The 7,004-nt window shown below is 69.8% G+C and carries 6 protein-coding genes; 2 read left to right on the forward strand and 4 right to left on the reverse strand.

Features of this window, described 5'->3' with window-relative positions; genetic code table 11:
• The first annotated feature begins 231 nt into the window (after window positions 1–231).
• The gene (locus ACLU3S_RS34890; protein ID WP_413955988.1) at window positions 232–1,203 is read left to right on the forward strand and encodes a RecB family exonuclease; all 972 of its coding nucleotides are present in this window, start codon (window positions 232–234) and stop codon (window positions 1,201–1,203) included.
• A gap of 14 nt (window positions 1,204–1,217) precedes the next feature.
• The gene (locus ACLU3S_RS34895; RefSeq protein ID WP_358866141.1) at window positions 1,218–1,889 is read left to right on the forward strand and encodes a response regulator transcription factor; all 672 of its coding nucleotides are present in this window, start codon (window positions 1,218–1,220) and stop codon (window positions 1,887–1,889) included.
• 66 nt (window positions 1,890–1,955) lie between these two features.
• Here ACLU3S_RS34895 and ACLU3S_RS34900 read toward each other — a convergent pair whose 3' ends face one another.
• The 4 genes from ACLU3S_RS34900 to ACLU3S_RS34915 form a co-directional block, all read right to left on the reverse strand.
• Entirely contained in the window at window positions 1,956–3,536 is a 1,581-nt protein-coding gene (locus ACLU3S_RS34900) for an ABC transporter substrate-binding protein (protein ID WP_413955989.1), read from the reverse strand.
• A gap of 93 nt (window positions 3,537–3,629) precedes the next feature.
• The gene (locus ACLU3S_RS34905) at window positions 3,630–5,234 is read right to left on the reverse strand and encodes an ABC transporter substrate-binding protein (RefSeq protein ID WP_413955990.1); all 1,605 of its coding nucleotides are present in this window, start codon (window positions 5,232–5,234) and stop codon (window positions 3,630–3,632) included.
• 435 nt (window positions 5,235–5,669) lie between these two features.
• Window positions 5,670–6,371, reverse strand: coding sequence for an HAD family hydrolase (locus tag ACLU3S_RS34910; RefSeq protein WP_413955991.1), 702 nt, complete (start codon window positions 6,369–6,371; stop codon window positions 5,670–5,672).
• Between the two features lie 294 nt (window positions 6,372–6,665).
• On the reverse strand, window positions 6,666–7,004 hold a 339-nt coding region (locus ACLU3S_RS34915; RefSeq protein WP_413955992.1), incomplete at its 5' end, for a vitamin B12 dependent-methionine synthase activation domain-containing protein.

A 7,004-nucleotide genomic window follows, 5' to 3' on the forward strand; every position in this document is an offset into this window, starting at 1 on the left:
GCCGGCTCGTCGTCGCCGGGCCGCGGCTGCCCGCTCGCGCCGCTCACGTCCACGGTGTCCCCTCGTTCGAAGCGTCTTCCGCACCTGCCGGACGGAAGGGTCTGTGGTCGATGGTATGCGGCCGTGGGGGTGCGTTTCGCCCCGGCACCCCTTGTGTTTGCCCGGCGGTCGCGCGGCCGGTGCGGGCGGCGGCAGGGTCGTTGTCAGTGGCGGGCCGTAAGGTCTGTGGGCATGGACAGCAGCATCGAGGAGGCGGGAGCCCCGCCGAGCGGTCCCGACGACCCGGCCCCGCCTGCGCCGGAGGCAGCCCCGAAGGAGGCGGCCGCGCCCGCGGGGAGCGCCGAGCGCGCCGCCGTCGCGCCCACCTCCCTGTCGCCCTCGCGGGCCGGGGACTTCATGCAGTGCCCGCTGCTGTACCGGTTCCGGGTGATCGACCGGCTGCCGGAGAAGCCGAGCGAGGCGGCGACCCGGGGCACGCTGGTGCACGCGGTGCTGGAGCGGCTGTTCGACGCACCGGCCGGGGAGCGGACGGCGCCGCGGGCCAAGGCGCTGATCCCGGGCCAGTGGGACCGGCTGCGGGAGAGCCGCCCGGAGCTGGGCGAGCTGTTCGCCGACGATCCGGAGGGGCAGCGGCTGGCGCAGTGGCTGGACGAGGCCGAGCGGCTGGTGGAGCGCTGGTTCACGCTGGAGGATCCGACGCGTCTGGAGCCGGCCGAGCGGGAGCTGTTCGTCGAGGCGGAGCTTGCGTCGGGGCTGCGGCTGCGCGGGATCATCGACCGGGTGGACGTGGCGCCGACGGGCGAGGTGCGGATCGTCGACTACAAGACGGGCAGGGCGCCGCGGCCGGAGTACACCGAGGGCGCGCTGTTCCAGATGAAGTTCTACGCGCTGGTGGTGTGGCGGCTGAAGGGCGTCGTGCCGCGCCGGCTGCAGCTGGTCTACCTGGGCAGTGGGGACGTGCTGACCTACGACCCCGTGCCCGCCGATCTGGAGCGGGTGGAGCGCAAGCTGCACGCGCTGTGGGAGGCCATCCGGCAGGCCACCGAGACCGGTGACTGGCGGCCCCGGCCGAGCAGGCTGTGCGGCTGGTGCGACCATCAGGCGCACTGCCCGGAGTTCGGCGGCACTCCCCCGCCGTATCCGCTGCCGGTGAGGGCGCCGGAGTCCGGTGGCGTGCCGCAGGGCAGAATGGGCCCGGACTAGCGAAGGAGTGTCACGTGGCCATCCGCGTCCTACTGGTCGACGACCAGCCCCTGCTGCGTACCGGGTTTCGCATGATCCTGGAGGCAGAGCAGGACATCGCGGTCGTGGGCGAGGCAGGTGACGGCCTGCAGGCCCTCGACCAGGTGCGGGCCCTGCAGCCGGACGTCGTGCTGATGGACATCCGTATGCCGCGGATGGACGGCGTGGAGGCGACCCGGCAGATCACCGGTCCTGGACGGGACGGTCCGGCCAAGGTGCTGGTGCTGACCACCTTCGACCTGGACGAGTACGTGGTGGAGGCGCTGCGCGCCGGTGCCAGCGGTTTCCTGCTGAAGGACGCGCCCGCGAACGAGCTGGTGCAGGCGATCCGGGTGGTCGCGGCCGGCGAGGCGATGCTCGCGCCGAGCATCACGCGGCGGCTGCTGGACAAGTACGCCACTCATCTGCCCTCGGGTGAGGAACCGGTGCCGGACACCCTGCACACCCTCACCGAGCGGGAGGTGGAGGTGCTGAAGCTGGTGGCGCGCGGGCTGTCCAACGCGGAGATCGCCGCGGACCTGTTCGTCAGCGAGACCACCGTCAAGACGCATGTGGGGCATGTGCTGACGAAGCTGGGCCTGCGCGACCGGGTGCAGGCCGCGGTGTACGCGTACGAGAGCGGCCTGGTGCGGCCCGGCGCGCAGTAGCCGGTCGGCCGCTACGCCGAGGGCGCCCCTCCCGAGCCGGGAGGGGCGCCCTCGGTGCAACCGGCGTCAGCTCTTGCTGAGTTCCCAGAACCGGAACACGGTCGAGGCGTCCAGGCAGTACTCCAGGCCGTAGACGCCGTCGCGGGCGACCGCGTACTGCTTGGCCTGCCAGACCGGCAGGACGGGCAGCTCGGTGGCGACGATGTCCTGGAGCCGGCCGAAGTCGGCGTCGGTCGCCGCACGGTCGCTCTGCGCCGCGGTGCCGGGAATGAGCGAGCCGGTGATGGTCGCGTTGCTGTAGTGGTTGTCGAGCACGTTGCCCTTGCCGAAGAAGGGCGCCGTGAAGTTGTCGGGGTCCGGGTAGTCCGGCACCCAGCCCTTGACGTACACGCCGTACTTGCCGGCCGCGATGTCCTTTTCGTACTGGGCGAAGGGCACCGATTTCACGTTCGCGTCGAAGAGGCCGCTGGCGTTGAGCTGGCCGGCGACGGCCTTCAGTTCCTGGTCGGTGGCCGGGCCGTAACGGGACGGCGTGGACCACAGGGTGAGCTTCACCTTGCCGGCGATGCCGGCGGAGTGCAGCGCCTCGGCGGCCTTGGCCCTGGAGGGGCGGGCGCCGTAGGTGTCGAAGAAGGCCGTGTTGTGGCCCGTGATGCCCGCCGGGATGATCGAGTACAGCGGGGTGGCGGTGCCCTGGTAGACGTTCTTCATCAGGGCGTCGCGGTCCAGGAGGTAGGCCATGGCCTTGCGGACGCCGAGCTTGCCGGCGACCGGGTCCTTCATGTTGAAGACCAGGTGCTGGACCTCGGCGCTGCTGCCCTCGACGACGTCGACGCCCTTGGTGCCGTCCTGTGCCTCGATGCCGGCGATGTCGGAGGCGGTCAGACCGCGGTAGGCGAGGTCGATGTCGCCGCCGAGGAGGGCCTTCTTCAGCGCGGAGCGGTCGCCGTGGAAGAACTTCATGGTGACGCCGGAGTTCTTGATCTGGGCGGTGCCCTTGTAGTCGGGGTTGACCGAGAAGACGGCCTTGTCCTTGCTGAAGGAGTCCAGCTTGTAGGGGCCGGAGCCGATCGCCTTGCCGTCCTTGCGGAGCCCGTTCGCGTCGTACTGCCGGTGGTCGACGATGGAGCCCGCACCGGAGGCGACCTTGCTGGGGAAGGTGGCGTCGGGGGCCTTCATGGTGAAGACGACCGTCTTCGCGTCCGGCGTCTCGACCTTGCCGAGCAGCGGGAACATGACGGCCGGACCGGCGGGGTCGTTGATCTTCAGCATGCGGTCGAAGGAGAACTTCACGTCCTCGGAGGTGAGGGGGTCACCGTTGCTGAACTTCAGGCCGTCCTTGAGCTCGCACCGGTAGACCGTGGCCCGGGTGTCGGTGAAGGCGCAGTGCTTCGCCAGTTCGGGCTGGGGTTCGATGCCGCCCTTCGGAAAGCTGAGCAGCGACTGGAAAACGTTGTCGAACAACAGCCAGGAGCCGGGGTCGTAGCCGGACGCGGGGTCCGTGGCGAGGACGTCGTCGGACATCCCCATCACCACGGCGTGGCCGGTGCCCCCGGCATCGCCGTTCCCCGAGCCGCAGCCGGTCAACAGGGCGGAGGCCAGGCCCGCCACGATCGGCAGGACTGGCCACTGCTTACGCATGTTCACTGGAAAATGCCTTGTCGTCGGTCCGTCAGCCCGGGGCCGCTTCCTGGCCCGGGCGCCGGGGGCAGCCGTCACTGCCCCCGGTCGAGCAAGCCGTCAGCCGCTCACGCCGCGGCCGAGCTCCCACAGCTGAAGCGTCGAGGAGGAGTTCAGGGCGTAGGAGACGCCCGTGATGTCGTCCCGTGCGGCGACGTACTGCTTGCCCTGCCACAGCGGCAGCACCGGGACGTCCTCGGCGACGATGTCCTGGATCTGCGTCAGGCTGTTGGAGGCGGACAGCCGGTCGGCGTCGCGGCGGGACTGCGGGATCAGCGTGTGCTGGATCGTGCTGTTGGAGTACGGCGAGCCGAGGAAGTTGCCCTTGTCGAGGAAGGGCGCGAGGAAGTTGTCGGCGTCGGGGAAGTCGGGGAACCAGCCCATGCCGTAGACGTCGTACTTGCCCTTCTGCTCGGCGGGGCGGAAGGTGTCCCAGGGGTGGCCCTGGATGCTCGCGTCGAACAGGCCGCTGTCGTTGAGCTGCTTCTGCAGGATCTCGAACTCCTGCTTGGTGGCCGAGCCGTAGTGGTCGGTGGTGTAGTGCAGCGTGAGCTTCACCGGGGTGGTGATGCCGGCCTTCGTCAGCAGCTCCTTGGCCTTGGCGACGCTGGGGTTGCCGTACTTGTTGAAGAACGAGTTCGAGTGGCCGGTGATGCCGGCCGGGACCAGCGAGTACAGCGGCTCGGCCTGGGTGCCGTAGACCTTGGAGACCAGTTCGCCGCGGTTGATCACCTGGGCCATGGCCTGGCGCACGGCCTTGGACTTGACGCTGGTCGCATTGGTGTTGAAGGCCAGGTAGCGGATCTCGAGACCCGGCATGTCGACCAGGTCGACGTTCTGGTCGGTGCCGGCGTCCAGCTTCTGGATCTGCGCGGGCGACATGGTGCGGGTCATGACGTCGATGACGCCCTTGTCGATCGCGGCGCCCATCGCGTCCGCGTCGTCGAAGGAGCGCAGCACGACCTTGTCGTTGTTCACCTTCACCGCGCCCTTGTAGTTAGGGTTCTTGGAGAAGGTGGCGCTGACGACGGCGTTGTCCCTGACGGTGGCCTGGAAGGTGTACGGGCCGGAGCCGTCGACCTGGAAGCCGTCGCGCAGCTTGTCCGCCGGGTAGTTCTTCGGCTCGATGATGCCCGCGACCGGGGTGGACAGCTTGTACGGGAAGGTGGCGTCGGCCGTCTTGAGGTGGAAGATCACCTCGCGGTCGCCCTGCGTCTCGATCGTGTCGACGGTGCTCAGCAGGCCGGCGACACCACTGCTGGAGTTGATGTGCCGGGCGCGGTCGATGGAGTACTTGACGTCCTCGGCGGTCACCCGGTCGCCGTTGGCGAACTTCAGTCCCTCGCGCAGCTTGCAGGCGTAGCGCTCACTGCCGCTGTCGGTGAAGCCGCAGCTCTCGGCCGCGTCCGGGACCGGGTCGCCCTCGCCCTTGGGCTGGGCCATCAGGGTCTGCACGGTCTGCCGCAGGATGTTCCAGGTGCCGACGTCGTAGGCGTAGGCCGGGTCGACGGGCGCGGGGGCGTCCTTGGTGGCGGTGAACCGGTCCGTGGTGCCGACGACGATGGCGTCGCCGCCCTTGCTCCCGCTGTCCGATCCGCCGCACGCGGCGAGGACCGGGGTGAGCAGGCCGACCACTGCCGGCAGCACCAAAGTCTTGCGGTTCATGCGGGAGTTTCTCCAGAGCTGTTCGGGTCCGTGTACCCGGCATGCATGGGTGGCGCCGCGGGTCACGGGGGTTTCGCGGTGATGGTCTCGCGACGAGATTAGTCCGCGCCCGCAGCGGCGTTCACAGCCCCGTGAGTTGACCCCCCATCACGCAGCGAAACCAGGTGCGGACACACCGAAAACCCGACAGCGGCAGGATTAGTGCAGCGTCCCACCAATCGGGACACAAGGAGCCGCCGATCCCGGTCGCGCCATGTCGATCAGCACATGGAGCCGGCGTTGTCGAGGCCCGCGGTGGTGGCGAACGTCACACATTCAACCGTGGCGGGCCCAGCGCATTTTCGGCCGGTCGGCCCGCCGCGAATTCCGCCTCGCGTGTACTTCCCCGGAAATTTGTCCAACCCGGCCAATGGACTTTGCACGCTCGGTCAGCGGCTAGCGCATTTCCGTCATCAGGCCGCGCAGAAAAGCCAGGTCGACCTCTTCCAGGGAGGTGACCACGGTGCGCCCGTCGGCCGGGGCGATGGGGGCGACGGAAGGGACGGCGACGACGCGGCAGCCGGCCGCCTCGGCGGCGGCGACCCCGGTCGAGGTGTCCTCGACCACGGCGCATCTCGCGGGATGCGCGCCGAGCCCGGCGGCGGCCAGCAGGTAGGGGTCCGGGAACGGCTTGGTGCGTGTGACCTCGTCGCCGGCGACGGACAGCGCGAAGTGGTGCGGGCCGAGGACGGTCAGCACGCGGTCGATGATGCGCCGGTGGGACGCGGAGACCAGCGCGGTGGGAATGCCGTGCTCGTGCAGCTCGGCGAGCAGGCGGGAGGCGCCCGGCATCAGCGGCAGGGCACGGTCGATACGGCTCTCGAAACCGTCGTTGAGCAGCACCGTGAGGTCGGCGAGGGTGATGTCGGCGCCGGTGGCCTCGAGGAGGAAGCCGGCGCTGCGGGTCATGGGGCCGCCGACCACGACGTGGCGCCAGGACTCGTCCAGGGCGTGGCCGAGGGAGGCGAACACCTCGACCTCGACATCCCACCAGAAACCCTCGGTGTCCACCAGGGTGCCGTCCATGTCGAGTAGCACCGCCTGCAGGGCGGAGCCTTCGGCCGTACGGGTTCCGAGCGCGGGGACCGTGCTGGTCATCCGGGCGCACCTCCTTGAGGGACGATCAGGCCGGTTCCCGTGCGGGGAACCGGCCTGCGGTGGACCGACCAGTGTACGACTCCCGCGCCCGAATCGCCTCGTTTACCACTCCGCCGCCGGGGTACCCCTGAAACACGCGCGGCGCAGGCCAGGGGGCGCTTGGGTGTGCCCTGCCGATCTCCCGCTCCGACGTGCCCGCCGATCTCCCGGAGGGAAGATCGCCGGGCGCCGAAGCCGGAGGAAGATCGGTGGGCGCCCGCAGAGCAAGATCAGCGGCGATCCCCCGGAGGAAGATCAGCGGGCGTTGAAGTACTTCGCCTCGGGGTGGTGGATCACGATCGCGTCGGTGGACTGCTCGGGGTGCAGCTGGAACTCCTCCGACAGGTGGACGCCGATCCGCTCGGGGTGGAGGAGGTCCGCGATCTTGGCGCGGTCCTCCAGATTCGGGCAGGCGCCGTAGCCGAGGGAGAAGCGGGCGCCGCGGTACTTCAGCGCGAACATGTCCTCGACGTCGGCAGGGTCCTCCCCGGCGAAACCGAGTTCGGCGCGGACGCGGGCGTGCCAGTACTCGGCCAACGCCTCCGCCAACTGCACGGACAGGCCGTGCAGTTCGAGGTAGTCGCGGTAGGCGTT

Origin of the sequence: Streptomyces sp. AF1A, assembly GCF_047340315.1 — a bacterium.
Classification (GTDB): Bacteria; Actinomycetota; Actinomycetes; order Streptomycetales; family Streptomycetaceae; genus Streptomyces.